This is a genomic window from Pseudarthrobacter sp. AG30, from assembly GCF_003116525.1.
Taxonomy (GTDB): domain Bacteria; phylum Actinomycetota; class Actinomycetes; order Actinomycetales; family Micrococcaceae; genus Arthrobacter.
The window spans coordinates 129,567-148,376 of sequence record NZ_QEHL01000020.1 but is presented as its reverse complement, the minus strand read 5'-3'; the positions used below and the strand labels follow the sequence as shown (position 1 = coordinate 148,376).

Here is an 18,810-nt window from a genome sequence, read left to right as displayed (position 1 = left end):
CCAGGCGCTGCTGGCCATCGTTGCGTCCATGTACGCGGTGTACCACGGCCCGGACGGGCTGAAGGCGATCGCGGAAACGACGCATGGCCACGCCCGTACCCTCGCCGCGGCGCTCAAGGCCGCCGGCCTGGATGTCCTGCACACTTCCTTCTTCGACACCCTGACGGTCCGTGTTGCCGGCCGTGCGTCAGCAGTGATTTCCGACGCCGAGGCCCGCGGCATCAACCTGCGGCCCATCGACGCCGACACCGTAGGCATCTCCCTCGACGAAACCACGACGCCGGCCATCGTCGCGCAGGTCGCCGACGTCTTCGGCGCCCCGGTTGCCGAGGGACACAGCGAGGGCCAGGGCTTTGGGCTGGAGGCCGGCGTCGAGCGTTCCTCGGCCTACCTGCAGCATCCGGTGTTCAATACGCACCGGTCTGAAACCCAGTTGCTGCGTTACATCCGGAAGCTCTCGGACCGTGACCTGGCGCTGGACCGGACGATGATTCCGTTGGGTTCGTGCACGATGAAGTTGAACGCGACGGCTGAGATGGAGGCCATTTCCTGGCCGGAGTTCGCCTCGATCCACCCGTTCGCCCCGGATTCCCAGACCGAGGGCTGGCGCGAACTGATCACCGGGCTTGAGGCTGACCTGGCCGAGATCACCGGGTATGACCAGGTGTCCATCCAGCCCAACGCCGGCTCCCAGGGCGAGCTCGCAGGGTTGCTCGCGATCCGCGGCTACCACCACTCCCGCGGCGAGCAGCAGCGCACCGTGTGCCTGATCCCGGCCTCGGCGCACGGCACCAACGCCGCCTCCGCCGTCCTCGCCGGCATGAAGGTCGTCGTCGTGGCCACCGCCGCTGACGGGACGATCGACCACGAGGACCTGACGGCCAAGATCGAGGCGAACCGGGATGTCCTGTCGGCCATCATGATCACCTACCCCTCCACCCACGGCGTGTTCGACGGGGACGTCCGCGAAGTCTGTGACGCCGTCCACGCCGCCGGCGGCCAGGTCTACATCGACGGGGCCAACCTGAACGCCCTGGTGGGGCTGGCCCAGCCGGGCCGGTTCGGCGGGGACGTCTCGCACCTGAACCTGCATAAGACCTTCTGCATCCCGCACGGCGGCGGGGGACCCGGCGTCGGGCCCGTTGCCGCGAAGGCGCACCTGGCACCGTTCATGCCGGGCGATGCGAACAAGGCCGCCCATGAAGAGGGCCACGGGGTGGCGATCTCCGCGTCCCGGTTCGGTTCGGCCGGTGTGCTGCCGATCTCGTGGGCGTACGTGAAGCTGATGGGCGGGCAGGGCCTGACCGAGGCCACCAAGTCCGCGCTGCTGGCGGCCAACTACGTCGCGTCCCGCCTGAACGAGTACTTCCCGGTCCTCTACACCGGCGAAGGCGGGCTGGTGGCGCACGAGTGCATCCTGGACCTGCGCGAACTCACGGCGAAGACCGGGGTCACGGCCGAGGACGTGGCCAAGCGGCTGATCGACTTCGGGTTCCACGCCCCCACCCTGTCCTTCCCCGTCGCTGGCACCCTGATGGTGGAGCCCACCGAGTCCGAGGACCTGGCCGAGATCGACCGCTTCATCGAGGCCATGATCACCATCCGCAAGGAAATCGACCAGGTGGCCAACGGCGACTTCGCCGTCACCGACTCACCGCTGCGGCACGCACCCCACACGGCCGCCGCCGTCGTCTCCTCTGACTGGGACCGCGCCTACCCGCGGGAGCAAGCAGCGTTCCCGGCCCACCACAAGCAGGACAAGTACTTCCCGCCCGTCGGCCGGATCGACGGCGCCGCCGGCGACCGCAACCTGGTCTGCTCCTGCCCGCCCCTCGAAGCGTTCGAGGACAGCACAGCCGAGTTCGAGAACTAGACCGCTCCGGTGGTTGAGCCGGCCGGCACCCGGTTTCGACCAGCTCAACCACCGCTCCCAAAGGACTTTCAATGACTGAGAAGTACACCGCGCTCTACGACGAGCATAAAAAGCTCGGCGCCTCCTTCACGGACTTTGGCGGCTGGCAGATGCCGCTGAAGTACAGCTCCGAACTGGCCGAACACCACGCGGTCCGCAAGGCCGCCGGGCTGTTCGACCTCTCCCACATGGGAGAAGTCTGGGTCACCGGCCCCGACGCCGCCGCGTTCCTGGACTACGCCCTGGTGGGCAAGATCTCCGCCATGGCCGTGGGCAAGGCAAAGTACTCGCTGATCTGCAACGAAGACGGCGGCATCATCGACGACCTCATTACCTACCGCCGGCCGGCAGCGCCGGACGGCACCGACGTCTTCCTGGTGGTCCCCAACGCAGGAAACGCAGACACCGTCGCGGCAGCATTGCAGGAACGTGCCGCCCGGTTCGACGTGAAGGTGGAGAACGCCTCAGCCCGCACGTCACTGATCGCCGTCCAAGGCCCTGCAGCAGAATCGATCCTGCTGCGGCTGGTTCCGGCAGCCCGGCATTCCCTGGTGACAGGGCTGAAGTACTACGCCGCCGTCGAGGTCCCCTTCCTGGTGGGCGGTGCGGGCCTGGACCTGCTGCTGGCCCGGACCGGGTACACCGGCGAGGACGGCTTCGAGATCTTCGTGGACAACGGAGACGCCCCGGGCCTCTGGCAGGCGCTGATCGCCATTGCCGACGAGGGCCAGCTCACCCCCGCAGGGCTCGCTTCCCGCGACTCCCTCCGCCTCGAAGCGGGAATGCCGCTCTACGGCAACGAACTCTCGCTGGACGGCGACCCGTTCGCCGCCGGCCTGGGCGCCGTCGTCGCGCTGTCCAAAGAAGGCGACTTTGTCGGGAAGGCCGCGCTGGCAGCCAAGAAGGAAGACGGTGCAGGCAGCACCTCCGGCCGCCGCCTCGTGGGGCTCAAGGGCCGGGGACGCCGGGCCGGCCGCGCGCACTACCCGGTCCTGAAAGACAGCGCCACCGTCGGTGAAGTCACCTCCGGCCAGCCTTCGCCCACTCTGGGCTACCCCATCGCCATGGCCTACGTCGACGTGGAGCATTCGGCGCCGGGAACTTCCCTCGAAGTCGACCTTCGCGGTAAGGCCGAACCCTTCGAAGTCGTCGGCCTCCCGTTCTACAAGCGCCAAAAATAGCGCCGGACAGCCGGGAGTTTCGCTCGTCGAAACCCCGCCCCCACCACCCGTTTTAGTTAGGAACCAATCGCATGGCTGTTGGCGTTTTTGATCTGTTTTCGATCGGGATCGGGCCTTCGTCGTCTCATACTGTGGGGCCGATGCGGGCTGCCGCCGTTTTTGCGGAGGAACTCAAGGCCTCGGGGGTGCTGGCTCACGTGGCGTCGTTGCGGGTGGATTTGTATGGCTCGTTGGCGGCCACCGGTCATGGGCACGGGACGATGACCGCGATCCTGCTGGGCTTGGAGGGGTTTCATCCGGAGTTGATCCTCCCGGCGGAGGTGGAGGAGCGGCTGGCCGGCATTGCCGGGACCGGGACCTTGAACCTCGCCGGCGCCGTCCCGCTGCCCTATGGGGTGAAGGACATGGTGTTGCGGCCGTTAACCGTCCTGCCGCGGCACACGAACGGGATGACGTTCACCGTCACGGACGCTGCCGGTGCCGTGGTGCATACCGCGACGTTCTTCTCGGTCGGTGGCGGGTTCATCGTCCGGGAGGGTGAGGAAGACGCGGCCCGGCAGGAACTGGAGGAGTCCAAGAAGGAGCTTCCGCTGCCGTTCCGGACCGCCGCGGAACTGCTGGAGCACTGCGCAGCGACCGGGCTGGGAATCGCTGATGTGATGCTGGTGAACGAAAAAGCCTCCCGCGGGGAGGAGGAGATCCGGGCCGGGTTGCTGCACATCTGGTCCGTGATGGAAGCCTGCGTGGCGGCCTCGTTGAAGCGTGAGGGGGTGTTGCCGGGCGGCTTGAAGGTCCGCCGCCGCGCCCCTGACTGGTTTGAGCGGTTGAAGAATGAATGCGCCGACGGGCAGGACACGGACCAGGACGCCGCGTGGGACGCGGGCCCGTTCGATCCCCGGTATTGGCAGGAGTGGGTTAACTTGGTGGCGTTGGCCGTGAACGAGGAAAACGCGTCCGGCGGCCGGGTGGTCACCGCCCCGACGAACGGGGCAGCCGGGATCATCCCTGCGGTGTTGTTCTACGCCCTGCACTTCGCTCCCGGCATGGACAAAGCCACCGGCGCTGACCGCGACGACGTCGTGGTCAAATTCCTGCTCGCCGCCGCCGCCGTGGGAGTGCTCTACAAGGAACAAGCCTCGATTTCCGGGGCCGAGGTCGGCTGCCAGGGCGAGGTGGGGTCCGCGTCCTCGATGGCCGCCGCTGGCCTGGCCGAGGTCATGGGGGGCACCCCGGCGCAGGTGGAGAACGCCGCTGAGATCGCAATGGAACACAACCTGGGCCTGACCTGCGACCCGATCGGCGGGCTGGTGCAGGTGCCCTGCATCGAACGGAACGCGATCGCTGCCGCGAAAGCGATCAACGCCGCGAAAATGGCGCTCTGGGGCGACGGGACCCACCGGGTCTCCCTGGACGAAGTCATCATCACCATGCGCGAAACCGGCAAGGACATGTCCCACAAATACAAGGAAACCGCCATGGGCGGCCTCGCCGTCAACGTCGTCGAATGCTGACCGCAGGCGCCTCTTCCCGGAACCCGGCGCCCACTCCCTAGTTGTAGGCGGCGGCCCACCAGTTCAAGGAGGCGGCAAACACCAGCCAGGAAATGTACGGCAGCAGGAGTAACCCGGCGGTCCGGCTGATGGGACCAAAATAGAGAACGGTGACTCCGACGGCGGCAATGAGCGCCAGGATGATGCCAAGCCCAAACCACAGTGCCGCGGTTCCAAGGACGGGGTAGAGGGCAAAGAACGCGGGGGTCCAGGCAAGGTTAAGGAGCAACTGGATCCCGTAGGCGGTGAGGGCGCTCCGGGTCCGCTCCGTCCGTTTGCGCCACACCAGCCAGCCGGCAACAGCCATCGCCGTGTAGAGGATTCCCCACACCGGGCCAAACACGCCGTTGGGCGGAGACCATGGCGCCTTGTCCGCCGTTGCATACCAGCCGTTGACGTTGCTGGCCGACGCCAATCCGCCCAGCGCCGCCACCAGCAAGGACGCCACCAGGAAGGCGGCGAGCCCGGCGATTTGGATCCCGGCGCCATAGGGCCGTCCGCGCTCCGCGGAAGTGCTGCTCTGGTCCCGGTCCGGCCTCATCCTCCAACCCTTGCGGACCCGGGGCAGCCCCGTCAAGGCGCCGCCCCGTGGACGGCCGGCGCCATGCCAGGCATCGCCGGGAGAAAGGCTCCAGCGGCTGAGGCTTTAGACTTGATGCTGCATGTCCGCACGCATCCAGACCCACCGAAACCGCGCACAAACCCGATTGGACACGGCCCCCTTGCGAGAATTCACCGCACGTTTTGCCACAGCCGAGGAAATTGAGAACTGGGACAAGCACGTCACGGCCAACCCCAACGGCGGCAACATGCTGCAGTCCGCCGCCTACGCATCGGTCAAGAATGGGTCCGGCTGGAAAGTCCGCTTCCTTGTCCTGGAAGCCCCGGGAAACTCCAGTTACAACCTGGTCCTGGAAAAGTCATTTCCGGTCCTGGGTCGGCTCTGGTATCTCATCAAAGGCCCTGACGTTGCCGCCGCCGCGGACCTGAAAGCCGCCCTCGAAGCCTGCGCGGCCTTTGCCCGCAGCCGGAAACTGAACGTCTTTACCATCAAGGTGGAACCGGACATCATCGGCACCGCCGAGGCGCAGCGGGACATCCAGGCCGCGGGCCTTGTCAAAGCCCCCAATATCCAGTCCAACGACTCCACCGCGCTGCTGGACATTTCCGGCAGCAGCGAGGACGTGTTCAAAGCGATCTCCTCGCGCGCCCGGAACGCCATCCGGCGCGCCGAACGCGAAGGCTGCCAGGTGGTACGGCAGGAACAAGGTCCGGAAACCTACCACGCCCTCTACGACCTGATGGCAGACACCGTCAACGCCAAGGGCTCCATGCCCCTGCGCAGCTACGACTACTACGCCAAGTTCTGGGACGAATTCTGCAACCGTGGCCAAGGCAACTTCTTCTTCGTCTATGAGGATGGAAGGCCCAGCGTCGGAGCCTTCGTGATCAACTACGGTGCCAAGGCAACCTACAAGGACGGCGGGTCCACCCAAAACCGCAAGCAGTACGGCGACTCGCATTTGGTGCAGTGGGAAGCCATCCGCCGCATGCAGGAACTCGGCTGCACCGAATACGACTTTTGCGGCACCCCGCCTGCGGCCCGGATCAAGGACAAAACCCACAACCTGTACGGGATGGGAATGTTCAAGACCAGCTTCACCAAGACCGTCACCGACTTTGTGGGCTGCTACGACTACGTCCTTTCCCCGCTGCGCCACAAGCTCTGGACCAGTGGCGGCGAAAAGGTGCTCCGCCGGATTGAAACCGCCCGGACCGGCCAGCAGTTCTACTGACCGGCATCCCGTGGGATGCATCCACCGCAGCCCACGGCCGGACCGTACGTCCCGTGCAGCCCGCCCCGAACACTGTCCGCCCAGCGCGTGCCCACCAGGCCGCGAAGAGTCCCGAAGAAGGTCACCCCTTGAATCCTGTTTCCGCCGCTACCGGACTTGAATATGCCACGCTCAGCGACGCCGAGTTTGAGGCCTTCGCCGTAAAGCACCCGCAAAACAGCTTCCTGCAGTCCATCGACTTTGCCCGTTTCCAGCGCGCCCGGGGCCAGCAGGTGGAACTCTTCGGCGTCCGGCGCGGCGGCGAACTCGTCGCCGCCGGCAAGCTCAACTACTCGACCACCAGGCTTGGCTACACCATCTGCGAATGCGCCAAGGGCCCCCTCATGGACTACGAGGACCGCAACCTGGTGAGTGGCGTCGTCGAACTCCTCCGCAAGCACGCCGCCGGCCGCAAAGCCGCTGAACTGCGGATCTCCCCGAACATCAGGTACATCGCACGGGACGCCGACGGCGCCGAGCACCCGGACGTCGAGGACAACCGTCCGCTCGTGGCGGACCTGGAGCGGCTCGGGTTCCGGCACCAGGGCCTGGACATGAACTTCGTCAACGTGAACTGGATGTTCATCAAGAGCCTCGTGGGAATCCAGGACGCCGAAGAACTCATCATGGGCACCAGTTACCGGACCCGGAAGGCCATCCGCAAGGCCGAAAAGAACGGCGTCTTCCTGGAACAGGCCACGCTGGAAACCCTGGACGACTTCTACGGGGCGTTGAGCCGGGCCGGGGACGAAAAGGGATTCACCTACCGCGAGCGCGCCTACTACGAGCACCTGCTCAGGACCACCTCGGCGGAATTCACCAAGCTCATGATGGCCAAGATCGACATCCCCGCGTACCGGAAATCCATCACCGAGCGCTTGGCAGCTGAGTCTGCCACCGCCGCGGAGCTCCGGCGTGAAGTGGAAGAAACGGGCAGCAAGAAGAAAGCCAACCGGCTCAAAGTGGTCCAGGACCTCGTGGACAGCTACGAGCGGAGCCTCAAGGACATCGAGAGGTTCCCGGATTCGGTGGGGACCGCCACCGTGGCAGCCATCCACTTCGTCTGCTACGGCGATGAGGTGGTGTGCGTGATCGGCGGCACCGTCCAGGACTACATCTACTTCAACGGCGCCACCTCACTGTACTGGGGCATGATGCTGCACGCCCTGGAGAAGGAATACCCGCGGTACAACTTCTACGGCACGTTCGGCATCTCCGGACAGGACGAGGAGGGGCACGGCGGCTACGAATTCAAGAAGGGATTCGGCGGCGAAGTGGTCCAGCTGGTGGGCGACTTCACCATGCCCGTACGGCCCGCGGCCTTCCATGCCAACCGGCTGGCCAGATCAGCCGCCGCCGCTGCCCGTACCCTGCTTGGCAAGCTGCCGCTGAAGCGCGCAGCCTGACCGTCCACACACCGCGCAGAGGGAGGAACCGGGCATGACCGACCGGCACGAACGGCCAGGGTCCAGGCCGAAGACTGACGGCCTGCCCAAGACTGAGCCGCTGACCCCTGCCCAGATGCGGCAGGACGCAGCCGCCCGGAGGATGCTGCGGCGCCTGGTGCAGGGCGAGAACCCGCCCACCGCCCCCTTGAGCATCGTGGACCGCCTGGCGGGCAGCCCCTACGCCAACCCCACCATCCAGGTGGGCGGTGTGGACACATCGGCCCGCAAGACCCTGGACTTCGCGCTCCACCTGGCAGAGACCATGTTCCGCTATGGGGCGGGCGCCCTGGAGGTGGAGACCAGCATCATCGCCGTCACGGCCGCCCTGGGCCTGAAGAACATCGAGGTGGACATCACCAACCAGTCCGTGGGCATCAATTACGCCCCCAAGGACCAGACGCCCATCGCCCTGCTGCGCGTGGTGCGGTCCTGGACCAACAACTACGCCGGCCTTGCCAAGGTCCACCAGCTGGTCACGGACATCGTGGCTGGCGGCGTGGGCCGCGAGGAAGCCATCCGCAGGCTCAACGAGGCCATCACCAGCCCCAAACCGTATCCGCGCTGGATGGTCACCGCCGCATTCGGTGTCTTCGCCGCCGTGTTCGTCGGTGTGCTGGGCGGCGGCGTGGTGTCCTCGGCCATCGCGTTCGTAGCCAACATCGGGATCAGCCTGCTGGCCCGGCAACTGGGCCGCTGGCGGGTCCCGGACTTCTTCACCACGGCCAGCTGCTCGTTCGTCGTCACCATCCTTGCCTTGCTGCTCTGGCAGTTCGGTCTCACCGCGTCACCGTCGATCGTGGTGGTGGGCGGCATCCTGCTGCTGCTGCCCACCGGACGGCTGGTCTCGTCCGTACAGGACGCCATCAACGGCTTCCCGGTCACCGCCGCGGGCCGGTTCCTGTCAACCCTGCTGACCTTCGGTGCGATCGTGGCCGGCATTGCCGTGGCCTTCGTGGTGGGGGAGCTGACAGGGTTGCAGCGGATCGACGTCACGCAGACCTTCCCGCCCGCCTACGATCTGTGGGTCCTTATCCTGTTCGTGGCCGCTGCGGTGATGGCCATCGGCATCACCGAGCAGACCACCTGGCAGCTCCTGCTGCCAACGGCGGGAGTGGGCGTGGCAGGCTACCTGGTGCTGCTCGGCGGCGGCCTGCTGGGGATCGGGGACCGCTTCGCCCCGGCGCTGGCGGCCGTTGTCATCGGCCTCCTGGCACGTGTGGTGGCACTGCGGATGGGCGCGCCGCAGCTGGTGGTGGCTGTGCCCGCGGCGCTGATCCTGCTGCCAGGGCTCACCATCTTCCGGTCCATGTATGTGCTCACGGTCGAGGAATCGGAAATCCTGAACGGCGCGGGCGGCATGCTCAGCGCCGGCGCCATCGTGCTGGGAACAGCCGGCGGGATCGTCCTGGGCGACGTGCTGGCCAGGCCCCTGACCCGCAGCCTGGCGAGCAACGAGCGCCGCCGCGCCCGGCGGCGCTAGATTTGCCCTACCGGCAACTTCTTCTCTGCCTGGAACACGTCTTCCACGCGGCCCTGCGCCCAGTACCCGGACAATGACACCTGGCGCCGCTCCAGGCCGCGCTGCTTGAAGAAGACCTCGCGCAGGGACTTCATGTAGCCCCGCTCGCCGTGGGCAAAGACATCCACGGTGCCGGCAGGCCACTCCGCGCCCGCCACGGCATCCACCAGCAACGTGCTCGAGCCCGCCGGGACTTCGCCGCGGACCAGCCACCGGACCTCGAGTCCGGCCGGAGCGTTCAGGGGCTGGATGTCGGCCTCGGCCCCGACTTCCAGGAAGGCCAGCCCCACTGCGGTGGGAGGAAGTGCCTCGATGGACGCGGCAATGGCCGGCAGGGCGGCCTCATCACCGGCGAACAAATACCAGTCAGCCTCGGGATTGGGGTTGTACGCACCGCCCGGGCCGGTGAAGGTGAGCGTCTCGCCGGGCAGGGCGTTGGCCGCCCACGGACCGGCCAGGCCTTCGTCGCCATGGACCACGAAGTCGATGGCGAGCTCCTTGGCCCCGGGATCCACCCAGCGGAGCGTGTAGGTGCGGGTATACGGCCACTGCTCGCGCGGCATGGTTTCCCGGACCGTCCACAGATCCAGGGGGGAGGGATAGTCCACGCCGGGCTGTGGGAACACGATCTTTACATAACGGTCCACGAATGCGTTGTTGACGAAGTCCCTGAATCCGTCCCCACCTGCGATGACCCGGACCATGTGCGGGGACAACTGCTCTTTACGCAGTACCGTCAGGTTGACTTGGGGGCGGTTGTTTTTCGTAGCGCTGGTGGCGGCGGGGACAGTGCTCATCAGGCAAGCCTAAGCCAGGGGCACCGGCGGGAGCTCCCAGGTTACGTCCGGCGCACCCTGTTCCCGCAGCAGCTCGTTCACGCGGCTGAATGGCCGGGAACCAAAGAAGCCGCGCGAGGCGGATAACGGACTGGGGTGCGCGCTGGCGACGACGGGCGCACCGGCCAGGAGGGGCCTTACCCCCTCCGCCTCCTTGCCCCACAAGACGGCTACCAGGGGCGTCCTGGACCCGTCCGCGGCCCGACGTCCGGCCACTGCCGTGACTGCCGCCGTCGTAATGTCCTCCCAGCCCTTGCCCCGGTGGGAGCCCGCGGACCCCGCCCGGACGGTGAGCACCCGGTTCAGGAGCAGGACTCCCTGATCCGTCCAGGCGGACAGGTCGCCGTGGACGCGAGGGGAGATGCCCAGGTCGGATTCGAGTTCACGGTAGATGTTCGCCAGGCTGCGGGGGAGCGGGCGCGTGCGCGCGTCCACGGAGAAGGAAAGGCCGACGGCGTGCCCCGGCGTGGGGTAGGGGTCCTGCCCCACAATGAGGACTTTCACGCCGGCGAGCGGCTGGCGGAACGCACGCAGGACGTTCGACGGCGGCGGGAGGATCTGGTGCCCGGCCGCCTCTTCGCCGGCAAGGAAGTCCAGCACCGACCGCAGCTTCGCTTCGACGCCTTGCAGCGCCGCCGCCCAGTCAGGCGCCATGAGCTCCGCCAGGGGCAGCTTGGCCAGGTCGCTGAAGCGGGTGGCGTCCGCCGGGTCGTGCTGCAGGTCGAACAACGCATCCGATTCAAACATCGGTCCATTCTTGCAGCAGGAGCCCGCCGGTCGGGAAAGTGCGTCGACGGCCGGGCCGAATGACACTCCTGTGATTCGCCCGCTAGCATGGGGGTAAGACATTTACCGTAACCAGCGAAGGAGTGTGCCGTGGCGGAACCGGCCCGGGAACACCTGCCGGAGCAGGATCCACGGAATCCCCTGCTGGCGGATTTTCTGCTCCGTGACTCCTCCCTCACCGAGCGCGAACAGCAGATGCTGGCGCTGGAGCGGCAGTGGTGGAAGTACGCGGGGGCCAAGGAACAGGCCATCCGGGAGCTGTTCGACCTCTCCGCAACCCATTACTACCAGCTCCTCAATGCCCTGATCGACCGCGAGGATGCCCTGGCCCACGATCCCATGCTGGTCAAGAGATTGCGTAGACTACGTACGTCGCGCCACCGTGCACGCACCGCCCGCCGCCTGGGATCCGACGCTTAGCACGCCCCAGGCCGGGACCCTGGCAGCAATCAACAAGGATGTCCTTCCACCATGACCAAATACGCCCGCGATGAATTCGACAAGGTCCCCGAGGCCGCGTCGCGACAAGGTGTCCACCGGACGGCCTCGGCCCCGTCCCGGGTGCGGCTGTGGCCCATCCTCGCAGTGGGCGTCGCGGCGCTGGCGATCGGGCTGGTGTCTTTCCTGATCCTCCCCAAGCTGGGGTTCAACGCCACGGCAACCGAGGCCTCTGCCAGCGTGGAATCCACCGCGTTGGCGGGTACCGGATCCACCCCGTCCACCACGCAGGCAACCACGCCCCCGGCCGCTTCAGAACCTTCGGCCACCGCCGGGCCGTCCCCAAGCGGCAGCCCGGAGCCGACGCAGTCGGCCACCCAGCAGGCCGTCGTCGACCGGACGCAGGCAGTGGCCGTCTACAACGCGGCCGGTACCGCCGGGCTGGCCAGCCGCATTGGCGGAACAGTCCAGGCTGACGGCTGGAAGCTCGGACAGGTAGGCAACTGGTCCGGCGCACCGCAGAAATCCTCCGTGATCTACTACGCCGGTCCCCAGCAACTGGCCAGTGCCCAGGAGCTCGCCGCACTGTTGAACATCCCCACGGTCGTCAGCAGCACCGAGTTCCAGGTGCCGCTCGTGGTGGTCCTGGGCCCCGGGTACCGGTAACCGGCCGGCCTCAGTTACGCCTGCATAACGTTCCCGGCCCGGGGCCTGCCGCAGCCTGCGGCCCGTGGCGGCCTTTGGCTAGAGTGATTCCAGGCCACGGCCCGCGGGGCTGCACGCAACAGCACCGGCCCACCCGGCCGCAACGGAAAAGAGTTGGTCACCATGGCACTGGGAACCGTCAAATGGTTCAACGCTGAAAAAGGCTACGGCTTCATCACCGTTGACGGCTCCAGTGATGACATCTTTGTCCATTGGTCTGCGATCCGGGGCGAAGGCTACCGGGCCCTTGAGGAAGGACAACGGGTGCAGCTGGAGGTCGGCGAGGGCGACAAGGGCCCGCAGGCGGAAAACGTCCGGCCCGCCGAGTGAAGCCGAAGCACCGTCCCGCCGTCCGCGCTGCCCTGGCCGTTTCCCTGGCAGCCGTTCTCGGCGCCACAGCCTGCTCCGGGACAGGCGGAAACGCCCGGGTGGAATCCGCCGAGGCATCCGGCGACGGCGTCCTCCGGGTGGGCCTGGTCCTGGACAACACCGGCGGCAACGCTTTCCTGAACCAGCCACAGCTCGCCGCCGCCAAGCTGGCCGTCCAGGACATCAACGCAGCCGGGGGACACAAGGGCCGCCCCGTCGAACTGCTGCCCGCACACCCGGAACAGGACACCGCCGGGCAGGCAAAAGCCCTGCTCGCCGCCAAGGCGGACGTGGTCATCGGACCCACCGACTCCAGCCATGCGGAGGCAGCCGTAAGCGTCCTGTCCCGCGCGCGCATACCGCTCATCTCCCCGGCCAACACCGCTGCCGGCCTGACCGGAATGGCCAGCGGCGGCTACTACTTCCGCACCGCGGCGGCCGACGTCGCGCAAGGGCCTGTGTTGGCCAAACTCGCCAAGGACGCCGGGGCTGCCACCGTCAGCGTGCTGTACCAGGAAGGCACCTACGGCAAGGACCTGCAGGCCGCCGTCACGGAAGCGGCAAAGCAGTCCGGGCTTACCGTCCTTCCCGGTGCCGGCTTCACGACCGGGGACGCCGCGGCGGCAAGCTCCATCGCCAAAGCCAAGCCGGACGCCGTCGTCCTGATAGCCCGTGAGGGCGCCCAAGGCGCACTGGCCGCGCTGAACGGTACCGGCGTTGGCGGTTCACGCATCATCATGAGCGACGGCGCTTTCGCCCGCTACGGCTCCGGCCTCGGTTCCAAGGTCTTGGATGGCGCCCGCGCGGTGGTACCGGGACAGTTGCCTACCGCCGCCTTCCAGCAAAAACTCCTGGCGGTGGACCCGTCGCTGAAGGACGTCTCCTACGCTGCCGAGACCTACGACGCCGTGACCCTGGCCGCGCTGGCAGCGGCCCGCGCGCAGGACGACGCCGGCCGCTCGATCGCCGCCAACCTGATCCCGGTATCGGGCGGAACAGCGGCACCAGGCGCCGGAACGGCCGCTGCGCCGTGCGTGACCTATAAGGCGTGCCTGGGCGGTTTGGCTGCCGGCCCCGACATCAATTACGACGGCGAGTCGGGCCCCATTGCCTTCGACGCGAACGGGGATATCACCGTGGCGTCCTTCTCCGTCTTTACATACGGGGCGGACAACCTGCCCACTCCGAGCGGCCGGGAGACAGCCGGACATCAGGGCTGATCGCCCTCGGCGAAGCGACCGCCGCCAGCAGCCCCTCCGGTGTCTTTTCGCTTGCACTCTCACCGGGGGAGTGCTAATTATGGAGTTAGCACTCTGACGTACCGACTGCTAAGCAACGCCCGGTTCCGGCCGGCCGCGCAAGGCACCGGTCGAAGAGCGAAAGAAACACCTCACTTCAGTGAGATCCCCAGGCGGAGGCATACAGAGGCCGCTGTCGAAGGATCGTCCGTCGCGGGCACTGCAGCGAAGGTTCATTCTTAACGACTGTCCCGAAAGGACTACTGCCGTTATGGCCAAGATCATTGCATTTGATGAAGAGGCACGCCGCGGCCTTGAGCGTGGCCTGAACACCCTCGCCGACGCCGTTAAGGTCACCCTCGGCCCGCGTGGACGCAACGTCGTCCTCGAAAAGAAGTGGGGCGCCCCCACGATCACCAACGATGGTGTTTCCATCGCCAAGGAGATCGAGCTGGACGACCCGTACGAGAAGATCGGCGCAGAGCTGGTCAAGGAAGTTGCCAAGAAGACGGACGACGTCGCCGGCGACGGTACCACGACTGCGACGGTGCTGGCCCAGGCGCTGGTCAAGGAAGGCCTGCGCAACGTTGCCGCCGGTGCCGACCCGCTGTCCCTCAAGCGCGGCATCGAGAAGGCCGTTGAAGCCGTCACCCGCGAACTCCTGGCCTCCGCCAAGGAAATCGAAACCAAGGAAGAGATCGCGGCCACCGCCTCCATCTCCGCCGGTGACGACGAAATTGGTGCCCTCATCGCCGAAGCCCTGGACAAGGTCGGCAAGGAAGGCGTCATCACGGTCGAGGAGTCCAACACCTTCGGCCTGGAGCTTGAACTCACCGAAGGCATGCGCTTCGACAAGGGCTACATCTCCGCCTACTTCGTCACAGACGCCGAGCGCCAGGAAACGGTCCTCGAGGATCCGTACATCCTGATCGTCAACTCCAAGATCTCCAACGTCAAGGAACTGGTTGCTGTCCTCGAAAAGGTCATGCAGTCCAACAAGCCGCTGCTGATCATCGCCGAAGACATCGAGGGCGAGGCCCTGGCCACCCTGATCGTCAACAAGATCCGTGGCACCTTCAAGTCCGTTGCCGTCAAGGCCCCGGGCTTCGGCGACCGCCGCAAGGCACAGCTGGCAGACATCGCCGTCCTCACCGGCGGCCAGGTCATCTCCGAGGAAGTGGGCCTTAAGCTCGAGACCGCAGGCCTCGAACTGCTGGGCCAGGCCCGCAAGGTTGTTGTCACCAAGGACGAGACCACCATCGTCGAGGGTGCAGGCGACGCCGACCAGATCGCCGGCCGCGTATCCCAGATCCGCGCCGAGATCGAGAACTCGGACTCCGACTACGACCGCGAGAAGCTGCAGGAACGCCTGGCCAAGCTGGCCGGCGGCGTTGCAGTCATCAAGGCCGGTGCCGCCACCGAGGTTGAGCTCAAGGAACGCAAGCACCGCATCGAGGACGCCGTCCGCAACGCCAAGGCTGCGGTTGAAGAAGGCATCGTCGCCGGTGGCGGTGTTGCCCTCATCCAGGCCGGTGCCAAGGCATTTGCCAACCTGCAGCTCTCCGGCGACGAAGCAACGGGCGCCAACATCGTCCGCGTTGCCATTGACGCCCCGCTGAAGCAGATTGCCTTCAACGCCGGCCTCGAGCCCGGCGTGGTTGTCGACAAGGTCCGCGGCCTGCCCGCAGGCCACGGCCTGAACGCAGCCACCGGCGAGTACGTCGACCTGCTGGCAGCCGGCGTGAACGATCCGGTCAAGGTCACCCGCTCTGCCCTGCAGAACGCGGCGTCCATCGCCGGCCTGTTCCTCACCACCGAAGCCGTGGTGGCAGACAAGCCCGAGAAGGCTTCTGCCCCCGCCGGTGGAGACGACATGGGCGGCATGGGCGGCATGGGCGGCTTCTAAGCCCACTGCCGGGACCTGTCCCGCTGACATGAAATGCGGCCCCCTCCGTTTGGAGGGGGCCGCATTTTTATGGTTCCGAGGGCTACTTCCTGGCGGAAGCCAGCATCCCTTCAACCTCCTTCTTGAAGGCATCCGCGGCTGCCTGCGGGGTCAGGCGGTCGTACAGTACTTCATCCGTGTAGCGCTTGATGACGTTCTGGACGCTGCCCGCACCCACCGGCGGGACCGGCGGGGCGCCCTTGACGTCCGGCGCTATGTCCTTGAGGAAGCCCACCACCGTGGTGTCAGCCGGCTTGAGCGAGGGAGTAATGCCCGCGACGATCGCGCTGTTGGTGGGCACGCCGCGGTCCGTCATCAGGATGCCGCCTGCCTCCGGACTGTTCGTGAGGTAGTCGATGAATTCAGCCGCCTGCTGCGGGTGCTTGGACCGGGACGAAGCCGACCAGAACATGGTGGGCTTGTAGTACATCCCGTTGCTTGCCGATGCGCCACTGATGCTCGGTGCCCGCAGCATCTTGATGCTGCTGCCCGTGGTGGACTCCAGGGACCCCAGCTGGTTGGTCCACCACCAGGCCATGGCCACCCGGTTGGTGCCGAACAGGCTCTCCTCCAGCCCCGCGCCGGCGTCCTCGGTGGCGACGGTGGCAGGAGGACTGGCCTTTGAGTTGCGCTGGTCCTTGAGCCGTTCCCAGAAAGACGCGGCGGTCGCCGTCTCGAAACCGAGGCCCCCGTCACCCGTGTACAGGTCCTGTCCGTGCTGGCGCAGCCAGATGATCAGGTCTGCTTCGTTGCTGCCGTAGGCGGCGCCGTAGCTCTTCCCGCCACCAGCGGCGCTGATCTTGGCTGCGGTGTCCGTGAAGTCTTTCCACGTCCACGTCCTGTCGTCCGGCAGCGGAATGCCTGCGGCGTCGAACACCTTGGTGTTGGCCATGATGACGTAGGCATTCTGGCCGGTGCTGAGACCATACTGGGCGCCACCGTACTGGCCGGAGGCCAAGGCCTCCTTGTCCAGCTTCGAGGTGTCGATGCCGCTTTGCTTCGACAGGTCCATAAGCGCCCCGCGCCCGCCGTATTCGGCAATGTACTTCTGGTCCATCTGGATGACGTCCGGTGCATCATTGGCAGCTGTCTTCGTGGCCAGCTTGTCCCAGTAGCTGGCCCATTCGCCCGGCTCCGCCTTGATCTTGATATTCGGGTGCGACGCCTCGAACGCGGCGATGACCTTCTGGGTCTGTGCGTTCAGGTACTCGTTGCCCCACCATGCGAACCGCAGGGTCACCTGCCCGTTGTCCCCGGAACTGCCGGGAGCTCCGCAGCCTGTCGCCAGCAGGGAAAAGGCCAAGGCGGCGGCGCCGAGCTGGAAACTGCGCCGGCTGAAGACTGGACTCGTCATTGATGTTCCTTCCGTATTTTGTCGCCGCTGGGTCGATCCCACGTCGTTGCGGGTGCCCGACTCTGCGGGAAAGCGCTTTCTCGCTGTGATTCTGCGATTGTTTCGTGAGCGGAAGGGTTGCGTCAAGCGTTTCGGTAAACGTTTTCTGGGATGGCTTTCGGGCCGGCTGACCCGGCGCTTGCGGGACCAGTACTTCGTGCGGCGTACCGCCGGGTGGGCTTTGAGCCGCTGAGGCGGCGGCCCGTTGTCGTTGGCTTCTGGCAGGATGGACCGGTGACGATTACTGCAGCGGCTGACGGTTCGGCCTTGGGAAACCCGGGGCCGGCCGGCTGGGCCTGGTACGTGGATGACAACTGTTGGCGGGCCGGTGGCTGGCCCCACGGCACCAATAACCAAGGGGAGCTGATGGCTGTCCTGGATCTGCTGCGGGCCACCGCGCATCTTCCGGGGGAGGACCTTCGCATCCTCTGTGACAGCCAGTACGTCATCAACTCCATTACCAAATGGATGCCCGGGTGGAAGCGCAAGGGATGGCGCAAAGCTGACGGGAAGCCGGTCCTGAACGTTGAACTGCTGAAGGAACTGGACCGCGAACTGGCAGGCCGGACGTACACCTTCGAATGGGTCAAGGGCCATGCCGGCCACAGCCTGAACGAGGCCGCCGATGAACGCGCCCGGGCCGCGGCAACCGCCTACCAGCAGGGCGTGGCCGCCCGGTCTGGTCCGGGATTTCCGGGGGCGCACCATCCGGGCGCCTCCGGGCACAGCTTTGAGGCGCAGCCTCAGGCCGGCAGTGGCCTCCAGCCGGCCACCCTCGACATCCCCGCCCCTGCACCCCCCCGCCCGGCCGCCGCCGGCCGCCCGGAGGCAGGCCCCACCCGTGCGGACACCCGCCCGGCAGCGGCCGGCCAAAGAGGTCCTGCAGCGGGAAACGGCAAACAGCGGGCCATGCCCCAGCCGGTATCGGCTTATGACGAGCTTGACCTGTTCAGCGAATTGGACACGGAAGCCCAGGAGGATGCGGAGGCAGCGCAGCAGGCCGGTGCGGTCGCGCCGGAGGCCCTGGTGGAGCAACTCGAACGTGAACTGCTGGGCCCGCTGGTGCGCGGCGACATTGGCCGGACCGCAGTCCTCCTCCACCCGGACTTTATGGAATTCGGCAGCTCGGGAAGGGTGTGGACCCGGGACGCCATGATGATGGCCCTCGAAGAGGACCCCGGAGAAAGGACCGACATCGAGGTTCTGGGCGCTGAGCGCATTGGCCCCGGTGCTGTCCTGCTGACGTATCGGAGCTTTGCCCGCGCCGGCACCACACTGCGAAGCTCGTTGTGGGTCCTCGACGGCGAACGGTGGCGGCTGCGGTTCCATCAAGGAACCCCGGAAGCCTGACCTGTCAGCTGAACCGCTGCGCGTTGCCCTGCTCGGCCTGGGCATACGTGGCCGCGGCGGAGGCCAGCGCCGCGTTGATGGAGGCCAGCGACGCTTCCACCCGGCCCTGGGTGATGGTCCACTCGGTGACCAGCGCCTGGAAGTTGCTGGCCGCCGCACCGCGCCACGAGCCTTGCAGCTCGTCCAGCCCACGCTTCATGGCCTGGACGTCAGCGCTGATCCTGTCCACGGTTGACTGTACGTTTGCGGACTTCAGCTGCAGTAGCTCGGTGTCGACGGAAATGATGCTCATGGCTATGCCTTTC

17 protein-coding genes are annotated in these 18,810 nt (G+C 66.6%); 12 read left to right on the top strand and 5 right to left on the bottom strand.

Translation table 11 applies throughout. The features are described 5' to 3' along the window. From gcvP to DC347_RS17750, 3 genes are all read left to right on the top strand, one after another. Window positions 1-1,873 (top strand): aminomethyl-transferring glycine dehydrogenase (gene gcvP, locus DC347_RS17760; RefSeq protein WP_109863876.1); only part of this gene is annotated, 1,873 nt, incomplete at its 5' end. 71 nt (window positions 1,874-1,944) lie between these two features. Next, window positions 1,945-3,093 (top strand): glycine cleavage system aminomethyltransferase GcvT, encoded by a 1,149-nt coding sequence (gene gcvT, locus DC347_RS17755; protein ID WP_109863875.1) that lies wholly within the window; start codon window positions 1,945-1,947, stop codon window positions 3,091-3,093. Between the two features lie 71 nt (window positions 3,094-3,164). Further along, window positions 3,165-4,604: an L-serine ammonia-lyase gene (locus tag DC347_RS17750; RefSeq protein ID WP_109863874.1), complete on the top strand. Its 1,440-nt coding sequence runs from the start codon at window positions 3,165-3,167 to the stop codon at window positions 4,602-4,604. A 37-nt stretch (window positions 4,605-4,641) separates the two neighbouring features. On the opposite strand, the gene DC347_RS17745 is transcribed toward DC347_RS17750, so the two are convergent. Continuing rightward, the gene (locus DC347_RS17745) at window positions 4,642-5,184 is read right to left on the bottom strand and encodes a TspO/MBR family protein (protein ID WP_109863873.1); all 543 of its coding nucleotides are present in this window, start codon (window positions 5,182-5,184) and stop codon (window positions 4,642-4,644) included. A gap of 121 nt (window positions 5,185-5,305) precedes the next feature. Here DC347_RS17745 and DC347_RS17740 point away from each other — a divergent pair, with 121 nt between their 5' ends. From DC347_RS17740 to DC347_RS17730, 3 genes are all read left to right on the top strand, one after another. Further along, window positions 5,306-6,439, top strand: a complete 1,134-nt coding sequence (locus tag DC347_RS17740) for a peptidoglycan bridge formation glycyltransferase FemA/FemB family protein (RefSeq protein WP_109863872.1) — start codon at window positions 5,306-5,308, stop codon at window positions 6,437-6,439. Between the two features lie 128 nt (window positions 6,440-6,567). After that, window positions 6,568-7,884: a peptidoglycan bridge formation glycyltransferase FemA/FemB family protein gene (locus tag DC347_RS17735; protein WP_018762128.1), complete on the top strand. Its 1,317-nt coding sequence runs from the start codon at window positions 6,568-6,570 to the stop codon at window positions 7,882-7,884. Window positions 7,885-7,918: 34 nt separating this feature from the next. Further along, window positions 7,919-9,406, top strand: a complete 1,488-nt coding sequence (locus tag DC347_RS17730) for a threonine/serine exporter ThrE family protein (protein ID WP_018762129.1) — start codon at window positions 7,919-7,921, stop codon at window positions 9,404-9,406. On the opposite strand, the gene DC347_RS17725 is transcribed toward DC347_RS17730, so the two are convergent. Together DC347_RS17725 and DC347_RS17720 are read right to left on the bottom strand one after the other, a co-directional pair. Then, the gene (locus DC347_RS17725) at window positions 9,403-10,242 is read right to left on the bottom strand and encodes a siderophore-interacting protein (RefSeq protein WP_109863871.1); all 840 of its coding nucleotides are present in this window, start codon (window positions 10,240-10,242) and stop codon (window positions 9,403-9,405) included. The genes DC347_RS17730 and DC347_RS17725 overlap by 4 nt on opposite strands. A 9-nt stretch (window positions 10,243-10,251) precedes the next feature. Next, window positions 10,252-11,028 carry a uracil-DNA glycosylase gene (locus DC347_RS17720; RefSeq protein ID WP_109863870.1) on the bottom strand — a complete coding sequence of 259 codons (777 nt, stop codon included), beginning with the start codon at window positions 11,026-11,028 and terminating at the stop codon, window positions 10,252-10,254. Between the two features lie 129 nt (window positions 11,029-11,157). Here DC347_RS17720 and DC347_RS17715 point away from each other — a divergent pair, with 129 nt between their 5' ends. The 5 genes from DC347_RS17715 to groL all read left to right on the top strand — a co-directional run bounded on the left by DC347_RS17715 (window position 11,158) and on the right by groL (window position 15,723). Further along, window positions 11,158-11,487, top strand: a complete 330-nt coding sequence (locus DC347_RS17715; RefSeq protein WP_109863869.1) for a DUF3263 domain-containing protein — start codon at window positions 11,158-11,160, stop codon at window positions 11,485-11,487. Between the two features lie 51 nt (window positions 11,488-11,538). Continuing rightward, window positions 11,539-12,171 (top strand): LytR C-terminal domain-containing protein, encoded by a 633-nt coding sequence (locus DC347_RS17710; RefSeq protein WP_018762133.1) that lies wholly within the window; start codon window positions 11,539-11,541, stop codon window positions 12,169-12,171. Window positions 12,172-12,333: 162 nt separating this feature from the next. Next, window positions 12,334-12,540: a cold-shock protein gene (locus DC347_RS17705; RefSeq protein ID WP_123059240.1), complete on the top strand. Its 207-nt coding sequence runs from the start codon at window positions 12,334-12,336 to the stop codon at window positions 12,538-12,540. Then, the gene (locus DC347_RS17700; RefSeq protein ID WP_109863867.1) at window positions 12,537-13,799 is read left to right on the top strand and encodes an ABC transporter substrate-binding protein; all 1,263 of its coding nucleotides are present in this window, start codon (window positions 12,537-12,539) and stop codon (window positions 13,797-13,799) included. The genes DC347_RS17705 and DC347_RS17700 overlap by 4 nt, the downstream gene beginning before the upstream one ends. A 289-nt stretch (window positions 13,800-14,088) precedes the next feature. Beyond that, window positions 14,089-15,723, top strand: a complete 1,635-nt coding sequence (gene groL, locus DC347_RS17695; RefSeq protein WP_018762136.1) for a chaperonin GroEL — start codon at window positions 14,089-14,091, stop codon at window positions 15,721-15,723. Window positions 15,724-15,805: 82 nt separating this feature from the next. Here the strand turns inward: groL and DC347_RS17690 are convergent, their stop codons facing one another. Further along, window positions 15,806-17,116, bottom strand: coding sequence for an ABC transporter substrate-binding protein (locus tag DC347_RS17690; protein ID WP_109863866.1), 1,311 nt, complete (start codon window positions 17,114-17,116; stop codon window positions 15,806-15,808). A 273-nt stretch (window positions 17,117-17,389) separates the two neighbouring features. Between DC347_RS17690 and DC347_RS17685 the strand changes: the two genes are divergently transcribed. Further along, window positions 17,390-18,505: a ribonuclease HI family protein gene (locus DC347_RS17685; protein ID WP_109863865.1), complete on the top strand. Its 1,116-nt coding sequence runs from the start codon at window positions 17,390-17,392 to the stop codon at window positions 18,503-18,505. 4 nt (window positions 18,506-18,509) lie between these two features. On the opposite strand, the gene DC347_RS17680 is transcribed toward DC347_RS17685, so the two are convergent. Continuing rightward, entirely contained in the window at window positions 18,510-18,797 is a 288-nt protein-coding gene (locus DC347_RS17680) for a WXG100 family type VII secretion target (protein ID WP_018762139.1), read from the bottom strand. Between the last annotated feature and the right edge of the window lie 13 nt (window positions 18,798-18,810).

What these genes read in the sequence shown, in the direction of transcription:
- DC347_RS17710 (WP_018762133.1), top strand. Translation starts at nt 11,539, where the DNA reads ATGACCAAATACGCCCGCGATGAATTCGACAAGGTCCCCGAGGCCGCG.
- DC347_RS17680 (WP_018762139.1), bottom strand. Translation starts at nt 18,797, where the DNA reads ATGAGCATCATTTCCGTCGACACCGAGCTACTGCAGCTGAAGTCCGCA.
- DC347_RS17745 (WP_109863873.1), bottom strand. Translation starts at nt 5,184, where the DNA reads ATGAGGCCGGACCGGGACCAGAGCAGCACTTCCGCGGAGCGCGGACGG.
- groL (WP_018762136.1), top strand. Translation starts at nt 14,089, where the DNA reads ATGGCCAAGATCATTGCATTTGATGAAGAGGCACGCCGCGGCCTTGAG.
- DC347_RS17730 (WP_018762129.1), top strand. Translation starts at nt 7,919, where the DNA reads ATGACCGACCGGCACGAACGGCCAGGGTCCAGGCCGAAGACTGACGGC.
- gcvT (WP_109863875.1), top strand. Translation starts at nt 1,945, where the DNA reads ATGACTGAGAAGTACACCGCGCTCTACGACGAGCATAAAAAGCTCGGC.
- DC347_RS17725 (WP_109863871.1), bottom strand. Translation starts at nt 10,242, where the DNA reads ATGAGCACTGTCCCCGCCGCCACCAGCGCTACGAAAAACAACCGCCCC.
- DC347_RS17740 (WP_109863872.1), top strand. Translation starts at nt 5,306, where the DNA reads ATGTCCGCACGCATCCAGACCCACCGAAACCGCGCACAAACCCGATTG.
- DC347_RS17690 (WP_109863866.1), bottom strand. Translation starts at nt 17,116, where the DNA reads ATGACGAGTCCAGTCTTCAGCCGGCGCAGTTTCCAGCTCGGCGCCGCC.
- DC347_RS17720 (WP_109863870.1), bottom strand. Translation starts at nt 11,028, where the DNA reads ATGTTTGAATCGGATGCGTTGTTCGACCTGCAGCACGACCCGGCGGAC.
- DC347_RS17705 (WP_123059240.1), top strand. Translation starts at nt 12,334, where the DNA reads ATGGCACTGGGAACCGTCAAATGGTTCAACGCTGAAAAAGGCTACGGC.
- DC347_RS17750 (WP_109863874.1), top strand. Translation starts at nt 3,165, where the DNA reads ATGGCTGTTGGCGTTTTTGATCTGTTTTCGATCGGGATCGGGCCTTCG.